Consider the following 16550-nt stretch of genomic DNA (forward strand, 5'->3'; position numbering starts at 1 on the left):
CCGGCGGGGCTTGCTGCCCGCAGCATCGGTCACCCCCTTGTTTTCGCCCTTATTTATATAGGCAGGTATCCGGCATCGTCCGACGCCTGCCGCTTCATTGTTCACGTTTACCCTGATACCGGTACGACTTATGGGATCCCAAGACCAGAACGCGGCGCCCGCCGCACGCCAGACCCCCTGGATGAACGAAGAGCTGGAAATGTTCCAGGACACCGTGCGCCGCTTCGTCGAGCGCGAACTCGCCCCCAACGAGGCGCGCTGGGCCGAACAAGGCTACATTGACCGCGACATGTGGCGCCGCGCCGGCCAGATCGGGCTGCTGTGCGCCAGCATCCCCGAGGAATACGGCGGCGGCGGCGGCACCTTCGCCCACGAGGCCATCATCACCCAGGAGATGTCGCGCGCGGTCTGCACCAGCCTGGGCAACAACGTGCACAGCGGCATCGTGGCGCATTACCTGCTGCGCTACGGCACCGAAGCGCAGAAGCAAAAGTGGCTGCCGCAGATGGCCAGCGGCGAACTGGTGGCCGCCATCGCGATGTCGGAACCCGGCGCCGGTTCCGACCTCAAAGCGATACGCACCCGCGCGCTGCGGGAACCAACCGCGGACGGAGACTGCTATCGCATCAACGGCGCCAAGACCTTCATCACCAACGGCTACCACGCCGACCTGATCTGCGTGGTGGCCAAGACCGATCCGGAGGCCGGCTCGCGCGGCGTGTCGCTGGTCATGGTGGAAACCCGCGACCTGCCGGGCTTCCGCCGCGGCCGCATCCTGGAAAAGATCGGGCAGAAGGGCCAGGACACCGCCGAGCTGTTCTTCGACGACGTGCTGGTGCCATGCGACAACCTGCTCGGCACGCAGGAAGGGCAGGGCTTTTACCAGCTGATGCAGCAGCTGCCGCAGGAGCGCATGATCATTGCGCTGGGCGCGGTCGCCACCATGCAGCGCGCGATCGAGCTGACCACCGACTACGTGCGCCAGCGCAAGGTGTTCGGCCAGCCCCTCGGCGACCTGCAGAACACCCGTTTCAAGCTGGCCGAATGCAAGACCGTGGCCACCATCGCCGCGACCTTCGTCGACGACTGCATGCAGCGCCTGATGGACGGCCAGCTCGACGCGGCGACCGCGGCGATGGCCAAATGGTGGTGCACCCAACAGAACTGCCAGGTCATCGACGAGTGCCTGCAGTTGCACGGGGGCTATGGCTACATGCTGGAATACCCGATCGCGCGCATGTACGCGAACGCACGCGTCAGCAAGATCTTCGGCGGCTCCAACGAGATCATGAAGGAGCTGGTCGCACGCACGCTCTGAGCCCGTCAACGCAGGCGCTGCGCTATCAGCACTGTCTGTGTGCTAGTGCGCGCAGGCAGCGCGAGACGTCGCAAAACGCCTGACGACATGCGCAAAAATGAAAGCCGGCACCTGTGCCGGCTTTCGTGCTTATGGTTACAAAACCGGATGTGCACGGATGGCGGGAAAGGTGTAAGGTGTGTCACAAGCATGGTCAATGGCCCGTCGCGCGCGGAGGCGAAGCCGAGTGGGATCAGCCAAAAGCTGACAGCGAAATCCGGCAGGAATGCAGCGGGAAATGCAGCAACGAAACACCCGTTGCATCGATGCAAGATTCGTCAACTCGGACTCCACCATCGCCGTTATTTGACTATGATGAAGTAAAGACTTCGCAACATGACAGGTCGCCAGGCCGGGGTGGTGTACCGCGAACGTTGCGCGAAGCCTTGGGGGTAGCACTACCTACGCCTCGGACGTGAACTCTGACGGGAGTGAGGTATGGACATTTTTGGCCATTACGCTACGCGGTTCGAAGCTCGCAAGGAAGAGGAATACAGCATCCAGGAATACCTGGAGATCTGCAAGAAGGATCCGACTGCCTACGCGACCGCTGCCGAACGCATGCTCGCCGCGATCGGTCAGCCTGAGCTGGTGGATACCCACCATGATCCCAGGCTGTCCCGCCTGTTCTTCAACAAGGTCATTCGCATCTATCCGGCCTTCCGCGACTTCTACGGCATGGAGGACACGATCGAGCAGATCGTCTCGTTCTTCAAGCACGCGGCGCAGGGCCTGGAAGAGCGCAAGCAGATCCTGTATCTGCTCGGGCCTCCCGGCGGCGGCAAGTCCTCGCTCGCGGAAAAGCTGAAGGCGTTGATGGAACAGATCCCCATCTACGCGCTGAAGGGTTCGCCCATCCACGAGTCACCGCTGGGTCTGTTCTCGCCGGAAGAAGACGGCAAGATCCTGGAAGAGGACTACGGCATCCCGCTGCGCTATCTCAATACCATTGCCTCGCCATGGGCAGTGAAGCGCCTGCACGAGTTCAACGGCGACATCACCAAGTTCAAGGTGGTGAAGCTGCGCCCGTCGGTGCTGTCGCAGATCGCGATCTCGAAGACCGAGCCGGGCGACGAGAACAACCAGGACATCTCGTCGCTGGTGGGCAAGGTAGACATCCGCAAGCTCGAGGACTTCCCGCAGGACGACCCGGACGCGTACTCGTATTCCGGCGGCCTGTGCCTGGCCAACCGCGGCCTGCTCGAGTTCGTCGAAATGTTCAAGGCGCCGATCAAGGTGCTGCACCCGCTGCTGACCGCGACCCAGGAGGGCAACTACAAGGGCACGGAAGGCTTTGGCGCGATCCCGTTCGACGGCGTCATCCTGGCGCACTCGAACGAGGCCGAGTGGCAGACCTTCAAGGCGGACAAGAACAACGAGGCCTTCCTCGACCGGATCTATATCGTCAAGGTGCCGTACTGCCTGCGCGTGTCCGACGAGGTCAAGATCTACGACAAGCTGTTGCGCAGCAGTTCGCTGTCGGCCGCGCCGTGCGCGCCCAACACGCTGAAGATGATGGCGCAGTTCGCCGTGCTCACGCGCATCAAGGAGCCGGAGAATTCCAACATCTTCTCGAAGATGCGCGTCTACGATGGCGAGAGCCTGAAGGACGTGGATCCGAAGGCGAAGTCGTACCAGGAATACCGCGACTACGCCGGCATCGACGAGGGCATGAACGGGCTGTCGACGCGCTTCGCCTTCAAGGTCCTGTCCAAGGTCTTCAACTTCGACAACACCGAAGTGGCGGCCAACCCGGTGCACCTGCTGTACGTGCTCGAGCAGCAGATCGAGCGCGAGCAGTTCCCGCCGGAGCAGGAGGCCAAGCTGCTGTCGTATATCAAGGAGTACCTGACCACGCCGTTCGTGGAGTTCATCGGCAAGGAGATCCAGACCGCTTACCTGGAATCGTATTCGGAGTACGGGCAGAACATCTTCGACCGCTATGTGGTGTTCGCCGACCTGTGGATCCAGGACCAGGAGTACCGCGATCCCAACACCGGCGAAATCCTCGACCGCAACGCGCTGAACGACGAGCTCGAGAAAGTGGAAAAGCCCGCGGGTATCTCGAACCCGAAGGACTTCCGCAACGAGATCGTCAACTTCGTGCTGCGGGCGCGGGCCAACAACGGTGGCAAGAACCCGGTCTGGACCAGCTATGAAAAGCTGCGGATGGTGATCGAGAAGCGCATGTTCTCCACCACGGAGGACCTGCTGCCGGTGATCTCGTTCAATGCCAAGTCTTCGCGCGAAGACCAGGACAAGCACGAGAACTTCGTCAACCGCATGGTCGAGAAGGGGTACACGCCCAAGCAAGTGAGACTGTTGGTGGAGTGGTATCTGCGCGTAAGAAAGTCATCGTAACGGCGCCGCGGAACGGGTCTCTCAACGAGGGCAACATATGGCTACGGTCATCGATCGGCGCGAAAACGGCGGCAACAAGAGTGCCGTCAACCAGCAACGCTTCATCAAGCGCTACCGCGAGCAGATCCGGCAAGCGGTGGCAAAGGCGGTGTCCGGCCGGAAGATCATGGACATCGAGCAGAGCGGGCAGGTGTCCATTCCGGTCAAGGACATCAGCGAACCCATCTTCCACCACGGCCCGGGCGGGCGGCGCGAGTGGATTCACCCTGGCAACAAGAAGTTCGTCAAGGGTGATTCCTTCGACCGCCAGCAGCAGGGCGGCGGCGGGACCGGTTCGCGCGCCAGTGACAGCGGCGAGGGCGAGGACGATTTCGTCTTCACGCTGTCGCGCGAGGACTTCCTCAATTTCTTCTTCGAGGACATGGCGCTGCCGGACCTGGCCAAGCGCCACCTCGCCAAGATTGCCGAGGTGCGCAAGGTGCGCGCCGGCTTTTCCATCGACGGCACCCCGTCCAACCTGTCGATCCTGCGCACCATGCGCAGTTCGCTGGGGCGGCGCATCGCCTTGTCCAGCCCTTACCAGAAGCGCCTGCGCCAGCTGGAGCTGGCCTATGCCGAGGCGCTGGAGCAGGACGGACCGTATGCCGAAGGCACGCTCGAGCTGATGGAGAAGATGCGGCACCTGCGCGCCTGCATCGATCGCGTTCCCTTTATCGAGAAGCTCGACCTGCGCTACAACAACCGCGTGCTGAAGAAGCGTCCGCAGGCCCAGGCGGTGATGTTCTGCCTGATGGACGTGTCCGGCTCGATGGACGAGAGCCGCAAGGACCTGGCCAAGCGCTTCTTCATGCTGCTGTACCTGTTCCTGAAGCGCAACTACGAGCGCATCGATGTGGTGTTTATCCGCCATCACACCGTGGCGAAGGAAGTCGAAGAGGAAGATTTCTTCCACTCGCGCGAGTCCGGCGGCACCGTCGTGTCGAGCGCGCTGAAGCTGATGGTGGAGGTCATCCATGACCGCTATCCGCCCAGCCAGTGGAACATCTATTGCGCGCAGGCCTCGGACGGGGATAACTGGGCCGGCGATTCCGAGCTGTGCGGGCGGCTGCTGCGCGAGTCGATCCTGCCGCTGGTGCAGTATTACGCCTATGTGGAGGTAGCGTCGGAAGAGCCGCAGAACCTCTGGGAAGAGTATCTGACGGTGAAGAGCCAGTTCGATCACTTTGCGATGCAGCGCATCATCGGCGCGGACGAGATCTATCCGGTGCTGCACGACCTGTTCCAGAAACGCGCGGCATAATCAGTGCTGGGCCGGACATTGGCGGCAATGACCGGCAAGCCGCGGTGAAGAAGGCAATATTGGCAAGACAGGGGACCTGGCGGCGCGCCCGCGCCGTCAGCACCGGCCTGCCTGTCTTGCCCGGACAAAAGGGGCGAAGATGGCTTATCTGTCCACGGGTTCGGAATGGACCTTCGAGCTGATCAACCGGTATGACCGCGAGATTTCTCGCATCGCCGGCGAATTCGGCCTGGATACCTATCCCAATCAGATCGAGATCATCACCGCGGAGCAGATGCTCGACGCCTACGCGTCGGCGGGATTGCCGGTAGGCTACAGCCACTGGTCCTACGGCAAGCATTTCCTGGCGTCGGAGCGCAGCTACCAGCGCGGGCACATGGGGCTGGCCTACGAGATCGTCATCAACTCCAATCCCTGCATCGCCTACCTGATGGAGGAGAACACCATGCCGATGCAGGCGCTGACGATCGCGCATGCCTGCTACGGCCACAATTCCTTCTTCAAGGGCAACTACCTGTTCCGTACCTGGACCAACGCCGACGCCATCGTCGACTACCTGCTGTTCGCCAAGAACTATGTGGCCGAGTGCGAGCAGCGCTACGGCGAGCAGGAGGTGGAGCTGCTGCTGGACTCCTGCCACGCGCTGCAGAACTACGGCGTGGACCGCTACAAGCGGCCCAAGAAGCTGTCGATCACCGAGGAAAAGGCCCGTCAGGCCGACCGCGAGAACTACCTGCAGATGCAGGTCAACGACCTGTGGCGCACGCTGCCCAAGCACCGGCCGCACGCGCTGGCGTCGGACGACGACACGCCCGAGCCGGATGTGCCATTCCCGCCCGAGCCGCAGGAGAACCTGCTGTATTTCATCGAGAAGAACGCGCCCAAGCTGGCACCGTGGCAGCGCGAGATCGTGCGCATCGTGCGCAAGATCGCGCAATACTTCTATCCGCAGCGCCAGACCAAGGTGATGAACGAAGGCTGGGCCACGTTCTGGCACTACACCATCATCAACCAGCTGTACGAGGAAAAACTGGTCAACGACGCGTTCATGATGGAGCTGCTGCAGGCGCACACCAACGTCATCTACCAGCCGCCGTACCACAGCCCCTACTACAGCGGCATGAACCCCTACACGGTGGGCTTCCTGATGTTCCAGGACCTGCGCCGCATGTGCGAGAGCCCGACCGACGAAGACTACCGCTGGGCGCCCGAGATCGCCGGCACCGACTGGCGCAAGACGCTGGACTTCGCCATGCGCAACTTCAAGGACGAGAGCTTCCTGCTGCAGTTCCTGTCGCCGCGCGTGATCCGCGAGCTGAAGCTGTTCTCGGTGCTGGACGATGACCGCGAGGGCAAGCTGCGCGTCACCGCGATCCATGACGACGAGGGCTACCGCGCCATCCGCCAGTTGATGGCGGCGCAGTACGACCTGTCCAGCATGGAGCCCAACATCCAGGTCACCAACGTCGATGTCGGCGGCGACCGCTCGCTGACGCTGCGCCACCTGCAGAACGACCGGCGTCCGCTGGCGCACAACTTCGATGAAGTGGTGCGGCACGTGACCCGGCTATGGGGCTTTACCGTACGGCTGGAGGTGGCCTATGAAGACGGCCGCACCGAGCTCAAGTACGAATGCAAGCCTGAGCGCCGCCACCGTCGCCCGCACGGCAGCGGGCTGAGCCTGGCCGCCTGAAGCGGCGCCGCTGGCCCCGCCGCTTCAGGCGGCGGGCGCCGGTTCGCACCAGTCGCGCACCAGTTCCACCGCCTTGCGGCCGTCGCTGGCACAGACCGCTTCACCCAGCACGCGGCTCCACCAGCGTTCCGATCCGTCCGCCACGCGCCACGCATGCAGCCGGCGCGTATAGAGTTGCAGGTCATATTCCTCGGTAATGCCGATCGCGCCGTGCACGGCATGGGCGATCGCGGCCACCGGCGTGACCGCGTCGCTGGCGCGCAGCTTGCCGATCGCCGCGCGCAGGCGGTCAGGCGTGGCGCCGCCGCTGTCGCAGGCCAGCTGCGCGGCCACCCGCGCGGCGGCGACATGCTCGGCCATTTCGCTGACCTGGTGCTGGATTGCCTGGAACTTGCCGATGGCGCGGCCGAACTGCTGGCGGTCGTTGGCGTACTGCAGCGTCACGTCGAGCACATGCGACAGCGCGCCGGCCAGTTGCGCCGCGTGCAGGCAGGCGCCCAGCGTGCGCACGGTGCCGGCCGGGAGCTGGAATGCCGCGGGCGCGGCGGCGTCCGGGCGCGGCACGCGCAGCGTCAGGTCGCCGTGCGCACCGGTGGCCTCGGCGCGCGCCGCCGCGGCGGGCAGCAGCAGGCAGCGCTCGCCGTCCTGCAGCAGGAACCACTGCGCATGGCGGGCGTCCGCCACCAGCGTGGCGGCGGCGCCGTCGTCGAAGCTTGCCAGCGCGATCGGGCCGTCTGGCAGCGCGACGCCGCCGGCATGCAGCAGCGCGCGCGCAAAAACGGTCTGCGCCAGCGGCAGCGGCAGGGCGTGGCGGCCGGTCACGAACAGCACCGGCGCCAGTTCTTGCAGCGGCAGCGCGGCGCCGCCGGCGGATTCGGGCAACAGGCAGTCGGCGAAGCCGCTGTCTTGCAGCGCTTGCCATAGCGGCTGCCATAGCGGCTGCGGATTGGCCTGCAATTCCAGCGCGCGCACCGTGGCGGGCGTGCAGCAGTCGCGCAGCAGCGCATCGAGGGCATCGGAGTAGGCGTTATGCATGGGCAATCTCGTTCAGGATGGCGGTCGACGGGAGCGGATCAGCGCAGGCCCAGTCCGCGCGCGATCATGCCGCGCAGGATTTCGCGGGTGCCGCCGCGCAGCGAGTACGACGGCGCGATCTGCGTCACATAGGCCAGGGTGCGGTACAGCGCTCCGTCGGCCGCGAGTGCCGGTTCGTCGCCGAGCGCGGCTTCCACCAGGGCCGGCACCGATTGCTCGAAGGTGGTGCCCAGGTCCTTCACCAGCGCGGCCTCCACCACCGGGCTTTCGCCCGCGGCCAGCCGCGCCGTGACCGCCAGCGACATCGCGCGCAGCACCGCCAGGTGGCCGGCGAGGCGGCCGGCGGTGACGGTGTCGCGCCGCGCCGGCGGCAGGCGGCGCAGGGCGTCGAGCCAGGTGTCGAGCAGCACCACGCTGGAATACAGCCGCTCCGGGCCGCTGCGCTCGAACGCCAGCTCGGCGTTGACCTGCTCCCAGCCGCTGCCTTCGTTGCCGACCAGCGCATCCGCGGCCAGCGCCACGTCGTCGAAGCTCACTTCCGAGAAGTGCGCATCGCCGGCCAGGTCGCGGATCGGCCGCACCGTGACGCCCGGCGCTTGCAGGTCGACGATGAACTGCGACAGCCCGGCCTGCCGGTCCTGCGGCGTGCCCGAGGTGCGCACCAGCGCGATCATGAAGTGGCAGCGGTCGGCATTGGTGGTCCAGATCTTGCGGCCGTTCAGGCGCCAGCTGCCATCCGGCTGGCGCACCGCGCGCGTGGCCACGCTGGCCAGGTCCGAGCCGGAATTGGGCTCGCTCATGCCGATGCAGAAAAAGGCCTCGCCGCGGCTGATCGCGGGGAGGTAGCGCGCCTTCTGCGCGTCGTTGCCGTAGCGCAGGATCAGCGGGCCGCTCTGGCGGTCGGCAATCCAGTGCGCCGACACCGGCGCGCCGCACGCCAGCAGTTCTTCGACCAGCACGAAGCGCGAAAACGGGTCCAGCCCCGCGCCGCCGTACTGCGCCGGCAGCGTGATGCCGACCCAGCCGCGCGCGGCCAGCGCCCGGCTGAAGCCGGCATCGAAGCCCATCCACGAGCGCGCCCGCGTTTCCGGCGGCAGCGCCGGCATGTGCTGGTCCAGGAAGGCCCGCACCTCGGCGCGGAATGCCGCGGCGTGGGGAGGCAGGGTGGTAAGGCTGAAGGTGGAAAGCAATGCGGTCACGTTTGAGTCCTGTCGCTTGATATGGCAGAGGCGTGCTTTGGATTCCGCGCAGCGTCACCGACCTGCCAGCAGCCGGCGCGCGGTATAGGTCATCACCTGTTCGCCGCGCTGGTTGAACACCTCGATGCGCGAATCCACCACGGCGCGGCCGCTGCGCGAGGTCGGGCGGATGCCGGTCACGGTCACGGTGGCGTGGATGGTGTCGCCGACCAGCACCGGGCCGTGGATCTGCTGCGTCAGCTCCAGCATCGCCAGCCCGGTGCCCTGGATCATGGTCTGCAGGATGAAGCCCTCGATCAGCGCATAGGTCAGCGCCGCCGGCACCGGCCGGCCCTGGATCGCGCCGCCGTCGTAGCCGGCTTCGATGAAGATGGCCTCGACCATGCCGGTGACCGAGATGAAGTTGACCAGGTCGGTTTCGGTCACGGTGCGGGCAAAGGTGCGGAAGGCCTGGCCCTGGTGCAGGTCTTGCCAGTAGAAGCCCTGGCCCAGGCGGGGCAGTTCGGCATGCGTCATGGTGTCTCCGTGGCGGCGGCGCAGTGCGCGGCGCCGCTCTGTTGCAGTTGTGCGATCTGTTCTTCAGCGAGGCCGGCCCCGGCCAGCACCGCGCGGGTGTGCTCGCCCAGCCGCGGCGGCAGCGCCAGCGGCGCGCGCTGGCCGTCGAAACGCACCGGCGCGCCGGGAAAGCGCAGCTTGCCCATGGCCGGATCGTCGGCGGTCTCGAAGAAGCCGGTGGCGGCCAGGTGCGGATCGTGCGTCAGGTCGTCGAGCGCGTTGATGCGCGCCACCGGGATCTGCAGCCGTTCGCACAGCGCCACCCAGTGCGCGGTGCCGTGCGCCTGCACGATCTCGCCGGTCAGTTCGTACAGGGTCTCGATATGCTCGGTGCGGGCGGCGATGTCGGCAAAGCGCGCATCGGCAGCCAGCTCGGGGCGCCCGGCGGCGTGGAAGAAGTCGCGCCAGTGCGCATCGGTGTACGGCATCATGCAGACATGGCCGTCGGCGCTGCGGTAGGGGCGGCGCAATGGCGCCAGCACGCGCGGATAGCCGCTCGGGCCGCGCGGCGGCTCGAAGTGGTGGCCGTAGAAGTGCTCGACCAGGTTGAACGCCACCATCGACTCGAACATCGGCACCTCGACCAGCGTGCCATGGCCGGCGCCGCCGTCGGCCTGGCGCTGCGCGCGGCCGGCCAGCGCCGCGCATACCGACAGCGCCGCCACCAGCCCGCTGGTCTTGTCCGCGGCAATGGTGGGGAAGTAGCGGCTGTCGCCGGTCTGCGCCGCCATCAGCGCGGCATTGCCCGACAGGCCCTGGATGATGTCGTCGTAGGCCGGCCGGCCGCCGTAGGGACCGTCCTCGGCAAAGCCCAGCAGGCTGACGAAGACCAGGTCAGGATGGCGCGCCCGCACCGCGTCGGGGTCCAGGCCAAGCGCCGCCAGCTTCTGCGGGCGCATGCTGTGCATCAGCACGTCGGCGCGGTCCAGCACGCGCTCCAGCGCGGCCTGCGCGGCTGGCTGCTTCAGGTCCAGCACCACGCTGCGCTTGCCGCGGTTGACGCCGAGGAAGATCGCCGCCATGCCGGGTTCGGCGGCGGGCCCGGTGCGGCGCGTGGAATCGCCTTCGGGCGGCTCGACCTTGATCACCTCGGCGCCGAGGTCGGCCAGCCACTGGCTGGCATACGGCCCCATCACCACCGTGGACAGGTCGACCACGCGGATACCTGCAAGCGGCAGCATAGTGTCTCCGGTCTTTTGTACTGTGGGCCACAGGGTAGATCAGCGGGGACCGGCTGGTCTAATATTAGTTTTTTAGCAATCGATATCCCCTGGATATTGGCAACCATGGACCTGCGCCAATTGCAGCAGTTTGTCGCTCTGGCCGAGACCGGCAATTTCCACCGCGCCGCCGAACGGTTGCACATGGCGCAGCCGCCGCTTTCGATTTCAATTCGCAAGCTCGAGGAGCAGCTCGGCACGGCGCTGTTCGTGCGCACCTCGCGCGGGGTGCGGCTGACGCAGGCGGGCGAGGCCGCCCTGCATGACGCGCGCCGGGCGCTGTTCCATGCACAGCAGGCGCGCGCCGCGGCGATGGCGGCGGGGCAGGGCGAGCGCGGCGCGTTGCGCATCGGCTTTATCGGCTCGGCCACCTATGCGCTGCTGCCCAAGCTGATCCCGGCGTTCCGCGCCGCGCATCCCGGGATCGAGCTGATCCTGCATGAATCGACCACCGCCGCGATCCTCGACCGGCTGGAAAAGCACCAGATCGATGCCGGGCTGGTGCGCTTCCCGATCCTGAGCAGCGGCGGCTACGCGCTGACGCCGCTGGAGAACGATGTCTTTGTCGCCGCGGTGCCGGCTGACAGCCCGCTGGCACGCGCGGACGCGATCGCGCTGCGCGCGCTGGCCGACCAGCCTTTCATCATGTATCCGGCGGCGCAGGTGCCCAACCTGCATGCGGTGGCAATGCTGCTGTGCCAGCAGGCGGGCTTCGTGCCGCGCGTCACGCAGGAGGCGGTGCAGGTGCAGACCCAGGTGAGCCTGGTGGAAAGCGGATTGGGCGTGGCACTGGTGCCGAGCGTGGCGGCGCGCTACGCCAACCAGCGCGTGCGCTTCCTGCCCTTGTCGAGCCCGCGGCCGGCGGGCCGCATCGGCATTGCGCTGGCGGCGCGGCCCGATGACGGCGACCGCCAGGTGCAACGCTTCCTGGCGGCGGCGCAGGCCGCGGTGCAGTAAACAGGGAACCAGCCTGGACGCTCAGGCGGCGCGCGGGCGCGGGGTGCGCGGCCGGATCGCCGAAGTCATGCCGGCCCGCTCCAGGTTGACGCCGGGCAGCAGGTGCAGCAGCCGCACCAGCTCGGACTGGCGATGCGTGCCGGTCTTGCGCAGCGTGTCGCGGATATGCACGCGCACGGTATGGGGCGAGAGGAACTCGCGCTCGGCGATCTCGTTGAGGGTTTCGCCGGCGGCGAGCCGGATGGCGATGATGCTCTCCTTGCGCGACAGCCCGAACAGCGAGGTCAGCACGCCGGCATCCAGCACCGAGCGCGATTCGGAGTTGCCCAGCAGCAGCATCGCCGCCGGCAGCTGCCACGGGCCCTCCACCGGCTGGCGTGACACCAGCGGCGTGACGATGATCGGCACCGGCTGCCCGCCGGAGGTGATATGCATCCACGAGCCCGACGCGGCGTCGGCGCCGCGGCCGCGCATGGCGCCGTCGAGCAGCTTGCGCAGCACCGCCTGCAGCGTGTCGCTGTGGGCGCGCAGCACGCCGTCCTGCAGCGACAGGTGGCTGTCGGCCTGCACCAGCGCTTCGGCCCAGCTGTTGGCGTAGCGCACGCGCAGGTCGGCCTGCAGCACCATCACGCCGAAGTCCAGCGTATCGAGCCCGGCCAGGCCCAGGCTGGCCAGCCCGCTCAGTTCGAAGTTGCGCTGCTGCATGCGCGCCGCGCGCACCCAGTGCGGCATCACATGCGACAGGCGCCGTTCGCGCTGGCCGGTGCTGATGCTGCCGGCGTTGGTGCCGCTCATCAGCACGCAGACTTCGGCGTTCTCGACCAGCCGGATGCCTTGCTCGAGTTCGCTGCAGACCAGCGCCGCGACATCGGTGGCGGTCGCGCCGCCGCAGCACAGCGCGGCTGCGTCGAGCGGGGCCGGGCGGGCACCGTGGCAAGCGCCGAGCGTTCCCGGCAGGCTGGCACCGCCGGTGAAGCAGCCGTGCGGGGTCACGCCGAGGCGGGCATGGCCGGCCAGCTTGTCCCAGATCAGGTAGCGCGGGCTGACGGTGCAGGTGTACCGTGAAAACAGGTCAAGGGCGGCGGGCATGGCCGCGACGTCCAGCGCGGACTCATAGATGGAGTCGACCAGACGATGGAAGTCTTCGTCCGTTGTCGGGTGTTCGCCCATGTTCAGATCCCCCCGGTGGCAAACGCCTCTTGCTCTGCGCCACGGCAAGTGGCCACATCCCTTCGTGTTATCGGTTCCGTTCTGGCGTTCTGTAGTGGCGCCGATACGGCTGCTGCCGGCAGCGCGCCTGGTTGGTCGCGCTTGCCGTGCCGCAATCATGCCAAACAATGTTGTATGTTTTATACCCCGTGTTGGAGGGGGAAACCCCGATTGTGCGGCGCAAAATTCTCATCAGGCTTATCCTGCGTCGCTTTCGGGGCAGGATACGAGCTGGGCCGGAGGCAACTTCAGCCGCTCGCCCGGGTGCAGGCGGTTACCGGGGCGCGGCCTTTGTCGCCAGCTCCCCGGCGGGCAACTCCACCGTGCCGCCATCGACCTGGATGGTCAGGTTCGGCGACGCCATGCGGATGCCGCTGGCGTCGAAGTTGCGCTTGAGCCGGGCATTGAAGGCGCGCGTGATCTCCGCCTGCATCAGCGGCCGGGTCTTGATCTGCGCCATCACCACCGGGCCGCTCGGGTCGAAGCGGTCCAGGCCCAGGATCTCGAGGCCGGACATCAGCTTGCGGCCGTAGCGGTGGTCGCGCGCCAGCTCGGCGCCGGTGGTGCGGATCAGCTCCAGCGCCTGGTCCAGGTCGCTCTGGTAGCTGATGCCGATGCTGAGCACGGCGTAGCCGTAGCCGCGCGACAGGTTCTTGACCGCCTTGATCTGGCTGTACGGCAGCGTGTGCAGCGCGCCGCGGCCGTCGCGCAGCTTGACGGTGCGGATGGTCATGGCCTCGACCACGCCGGCGTGGTCGGGCAGCTCGATCGAGTCGCCGATGGCGATGGAATCCTCGACCACGATAAACAGGCCGGTGATCAGGTCCTGCACCAGGCTTTGCGCGCCGAAGCCGATGGCCAGGCCGACCACGCCGGCGCCCGCCAGCAGCGGCGTCACGTTGACGCCCAGGTTGGCCAGCACCGCGATCACGGTCAGCACCAGCAGGCCGATGAACGAGGCATTGCGCACCAGCGGCAGGATGGTCCGGGCCCGCAGGCTGGGCTGCGCCGCGCGCGCGTGCGCGGGTGAGAGGGACTGCATGATCGCGGTGTCGATCAGCAGCCAGACCAGCCAGGCCAGCAGCACGGTGCTGGTGACGTGGAACGCGGTCTCGGTCAGGTGGCGCCCGACGGCCGACGACTCGGCCAGCCGCACCAGCGACGTGCCCCACACGCGCATGACGATTTCCACGAACACCGCCCACACCAGCACGCGCCCCAGCGCCAGCGCAAAGCGCCCGAAGCGTTGCAGGTAAGCCGAGCGGCGGCGGTCGCGGATGCGCGGTGCGCGCGCGCCGGCCTTGGGCGAGCGCCCCAGCACCATGGTCAGCAGCAGCGCGGCGACGAACAGCGCCACCGACGCCACCGTGCGGCGCAGGAACACATCGGCATGGCCGGTGGCCAGCACCGTGCCGATCACCGATGCCACCACCACCGCCAGCACCGGCAGGTGCCAGGCGTTGCCGGCCAGGCGCAGCAGGTCGGTCACGGCGGGATGGGCCTGGCGGAAGGCCAGCGGCCGCTGGCTGATCAGCTGGCCGATCTGGCGCCGGAAGCCCAGCGCGAACGCGCCGATGCCCAGCGCCGCGGCGATATTGGCCAGGGTCGAGACCAGCGCGCAAAGGTTGCCGCCCAGCACCGCGACCATGCGGCCGTCGGCGGCGCCGTTGCCCAGCGCGGCCAGCGCGCCGGTGCAGAACAGCAGCCACGGGGAACGCGCCAGCAGTTGCCGCACCGCCAGTTGCCGGTGCGCGCTGCGGAACAGCGCGAAGATGACCTGGCACACCGCCGCCGCGACCGCGCCGGCGACGATGGCGTAGGCCAGCAGCACGGCGGCGACGCTGGCCGGCGATTGCGCGAACAGCTGCCGGGCCAGCAGCAGCGTCAGCCCGAATGCCACCACCCATGGCCCGATATGGCGCAGCATGTAGAGGCCGACGTCGACCCACGAGGGCAGTTCCGGCAGCTTGCCGCGCGGCGCGGGCGCGGTGCCTGCGGTGCGCCGCCGCCGCAGCCGGTGGCCGGCCTCGTACAGCAGCCAGCCGCACGCCGCCCATGCCGCCAGCACCAGCGCGAATTCGCGCAGCGAGTCCAGTGCCGGGCGCGTGCCGCCCAGCGTCAGCGCGGCGCGCCATTCCTCGGCCGCGAAGCGCGTGCGCCAGCCCCAGTACTGCCACGGGCCACGGTCTTCGCGCAGGTGCGAGTCGACTTCGTCCAGCACCTGCGCCACGGCGCCGAACAGCCCTGGCGCCGAAGCCGCGGCGGCCGACGACGCCATCGCCGCTGACGCCGCCAGGCCCTGCCGCAGGGTTTGCAGCTGGCCCACCAGCGCGCGCCGCTCGCCGTCGTCCTGCAGCGTGGCGATGACCTGGTCCAGCGACTGCGCCAGCGGCATGCTGGCGGCAGCGGTGCTGGCGGGGGCCGCGGGTTTTTCCGCCGGCGCCAGCAAGGCGGCGAGCGGGCCGGCCGGGGCGGAGCGCACCGGCATGGCGCACAGCAGCGCGAGCAGGCCGGCCAGCCAGGCCAGGGCGGCATGCCGGCGGCGCCGGGCGAAGGCGTTAGGGTCGGGTTTGCGCATGGCGGGTGATCGTTTGCCGGCTGGCGCCGGCGCCGGAATGGCCATCGATCGCGCCACTGTAACGCATCGGTCGCGTGGTGTGCCGGGCGGCGTTCTGGGGCGCGCATCGGGCGCATTCGTCGCTTCAGACGATGCATCGGCGGCGCCGATCCCCGAATCTCGAACCCACTCCGGTACAGGCGCTGCTCGCGCCTGCCGGCTTCAACCAGGACGCGGCCGCACAGCGCGGCCGCACGGCAACAAGAGACAAAGGAAAGACGGCATGGAACTCAATGCATCGGTATCGGCAGTGGTGACGGGTGGCGCTTCGGGCCTGGGCGCGGCAACCGCACGGGCGCTGGCGGCACAGGGCGTGCGCGTGGCACTGTTCGACCTGAACGCCGAGAAGGGCGAAGCGCTGGCGCGTGAACTCGGCGGCGTGTTCTGCCAGGTCAACGTGACCTCCGAGGCCGAGGTCGAGGCCGGCTTTGCCAAGGCGCGCGCCGCCATCGGCCAGGAGCGTATCCTGGTCAACTGCGCCGGCACCGGCAACGCCATCAAGACCGCCTCGCGTTCCAAGGAAGCGCCGGACCAGATCAAGCATTTCCCGTCCGATGCCTTCGAGCGCATCATCCAGATCAACCTGATCGGCACCTTCCGCTGCATCGCGCGTTCGGCCGCCGGCATGCTGACGCTGGACACCGCCGGCGGCGAGCGCGGCGTGATCATCAACACCGCCTCGGTAGCGGCGCAGGACGGCCAGATGGGCCAGGCTGCATACTCGGCATCGAAGGCGGCCGTGGTCGGCATGACGCTGCCGATCGCGCGCGACCTGGCGGGCGAGGGCATCCGCGTCAACACCATCCTGCCCGGCATCTTCAATACGCCGCTGCTGCAGGGCGCGGCCGAGAACGTCAAGGCCGCGCTGGCCGCGTCGGTGCCGTTCCCCAAGCGCCTGGGGCAGCCGGAAGAGTTTGCCTCGCTGGCGGTCGAGATGTGCCGCAACGGCTATTTCAACGGCGAGTCGGTGCGACTGGACGGCGCCATCCGCATGGCGCCGCGCTGAACGCAAGACCGGCTTGTCGCCATGTGCGGACCCGCGTCACG

Annotated in this window: 12 protein-coding genes; 6 read left to right on the forward strand and 6 right to left on the reverse strand. The window is 67.6% G+C overall.

Features of this window, described 5'->3' with window-relative positions:
• Positions 1–130 precede the first annotated feature (130 nt).
• The 4 genes from MKD38_RS10680 to MKD38_RS10695 all read left to right on the forward strand — a co-directional run bounded on the left by MKD38_RS10680 (position 131) and on the right by MKD38_RS10695 (position 6711).
• On the forward strand, positions 131–1318 hold the full coding sequence (locus MKD38_RS10680) for an acyl-CoA dehydrogenase family protein (RefSeq protein ID WP_252667634.1): 1188 nt from the start codon (positions 131–133) through the stop codon (positions 1316–1318).
• Positions 1319–1795: 477 nt separating this feature from the next.
• Positions 1796–3718, forward strand: a complete 1923-nt coding sequence (locus MKD38_RS10685; protein WP_012355394.1) for a PrkA family serine protein kinase — start codon at positions 1796–1798, stop codon at positions 3716–3718.
• A 37-nt stretch (positions 3719–3755) separates the two neighbouring features.
• Entirely contained in the window at positions 3756–5018 is a 1263-nt protein-coding gene (locus MKD38_RS10690; RefSeq protein WP_252676617.1) for a YeaH/YhbH family protein, read from the forward strand.
• A 139-nt stretch (positions 5019–5157) separates the two neighbouring features.
• Complete coding sequence (locus MKD38_RS10695; protein ID WP_252676618.1) at positions 5158–6711, forward strand: SpoVR family protein; 1554 nt, start codon at positions 5158–5160, stop codon at positions 6709–6711.
• 24 nt (positions 6712–6735) lie between these two features.
• On the opposite strand, the gene MKD38_RS10700 is transcribed toward MKD38_RS10695, so the two are convergent.
• Genes MKD38_RS10700 through MKD38_RS10715 form a run of 4 tightly spaced genes read right to left on the reverse strand, consistent with a single transcriptional unit; the run spans position 6736 to position 10681 of the window.
• On the reverse strand, positions 6736–7746 hold the full coding sequence (locus MKD38_RS10700) for an acyl-CoA dehydrogenase family protein (RefSeq protein WP_252676619.1): 1011 nt from the start codon (positions 7744–7746) through the stop codon (positions 6736–6738).
• A 38-nt stretch (positions 7747–7784) separates the two neighbouring features.
• Entirely contained in the window at positions 7785–8945 is a 1161-nt protein-coding gene (locus MKD38_RS10705) for an acyl-CoA dehydrogenase family protein (RefSeq protein ID WP_252676621.1), read from the reverse strand.
• 54 nt (positions 8946–8999) lie between these two features.
• Positions 9000–9461, reverse strand: a complete 462-nt coding sequence (locus tag MKD38_RS10710) for a MaoC family dehydratase (protein ID WP_252676623.1) — start codon at positions 9459–9461, stop codon at positions 9000–9002.
• A complete protein-coding gene (locus MKD38_RS10715; protein ID WP_252676625.1) occupies positions 9458–10681 on the reverse strand; it encodes a CaiB/BaiF CoA transferase family protein in 1224 nt (407 codons plus the stop codon). Before MKD38_RS10715 ends, MKD38_RS10710 begins: the two co-directional genes overlap by 4 nt.
• Positions 10682–10786: 105 nt before the next feature.
• Between MKD38_RS10715 and MKD38_RS10720 the strand changes: the two genes are divergently transcribed.
• On the forward strand, positions 10787–11677 hold the full coding sequence (locus tag MKD38_RS10720) for a LysR family transcriptional regulator (protein ID WP_252676627.1): 891 nt from the start codon (positions 10787–10789) through the stop codon (positions 11675–11677).
• Positions 11678–11698: 21 nt separating this feature from the next.
• Here MKD38_RS10720 and MKD38_RS10725 read toward each other — a convergent pair whose 3' ends face one another.
• Together MKD38_RS10725 and MKD38_RS10730 are read right to left on the reverse strand one after the other, a co-directional pair.
• Complete coding sequence (locus tag MKD38_RS10725) at positions 11699–12847, reverse strand: helix-turn-helix transcriptional regulator (RefSeq protein ID WP_252676629.1); 1149 nt, start codon at positions 12845–12847, stop codon at positions 11699–11701.
• A gap of 313 nt (positions 12848–13160) precedes the next feature.
• The gene (locus MKD38_RS10730) at positions 13161–15464 is read right to left on the reverse strand and encodes a mechanosensitive ion channel family protein (RefSeq protein WP_252676631.1); all 2304 of its coding nucleotides are present in this window, start codon (positions 15462–15464) and stop codon (positions 13161–13163) included.
• A 262-nt stretch (positions 15465–15726) separates the two neighbouring features.
• Between MKD38_RS10730 and MKD38_RS10735 the strand changes: the two genes are divergently transcribed.
• Positions 15727–16509, forward strand: a complete 783-nt coding sequence (locus MKD38_RS10735) for an SDR family NAD(P)-dependent oxidoreductase (protein ID WP_115681554.1) — start codon at positions 15727–15729, stop codon at positions 16507–16509.
• Positions 16510–16550: the final 41 nt, after the last annotated feature.

It is taken from the genome of Cupriavidus sp. WGlv3, from assembly GCF_023952475.1.
GTDB lineage: Bacteria > Pseudomonadota > Gammaproteobacteria > Burkholderiales > Burkholderiaceae > Cupriavidus > Cupriavidus phytorum.